Genomic DNA, 659 nt, shown 5'->3' on the forward strand with positions numbered 1-659 from the left:
CACCTTCGCCAAGAACTGGATGGACGAGTACCACGGCGGCCTGAAGAAGTACGACGACTACAAGGAGCAGGACTCCGAGCACCTGCTGGAGACCACCGGCAAGCAGCTGCGCAAGCTGATGAGCTGGGTCAACGAAGAGACCATGTAGGCCGATGCGTAACTCGGCAGGCGAGGGGAAAAGGGGATGCGCAGGGTGACGTGCAGTTGGTGATCACCGCACTCCCGTGATGGGTGCCGGCCTCGGAGCGCACATATTCCTGCCCGGCTCCGACCTCTTGGGGCGCAACCGAACGCTGAGACCGGCTGACTTCCAGTGACAGACGTCAGCGTGGCCGTCTCACCCAGTGTGCTGCTTCTCCCGGGTGACAAGCCCCGGACGTCCGCCCACCCGAAGGACCAACGCCGCCCACGATGTTCGCCAGGACGCGAAGGACAACCACTGATGACGACGCCCACGATCGAGCTCAAGCCGTCCGCCAGCCCGCTCGCCGCCGCAGAGCGCGAGGCGATCCTGGCCAACCCGGGCTTCGGCCGCCACTTCACCGACCACATGGTGACGATCAAGTGGACCGAGGGCCGCGGCTGGCACGACGCCCAGCTCGTTCCGTACGGTCCGATCTCGCTGGATCCCTCCACGCACGTCCTGCACTACGGCCAGG

General features: G+C 65.6%; 2 pseudogenes. Both read left to right on the forward strand.

The window, feature by feature from the left end:
- Positions 1-148: pseudogene (locus tag ABD350_RS14755) on the forward strand (ketol-acid reductoisomerase); the annotation flags it as partial.
- Between the two features lie 294 nt (positions 149-442).
- Positions 443-659: pseudogene (locus tag ABD350_RS14760) on the forward strand (branched chain amino acid aminotransferase); the annotation flags it as partial.

The organism is Streptomyces nogalater (assembly GCF_039532885.1).
GTDB classification, from domain to species: domain Bacteria; phylum Actinomycetota; class Actinomycetes; order Streptomycetales; family Streptomycetaceae; genus Streptomyces; species Streptomyces nogalater.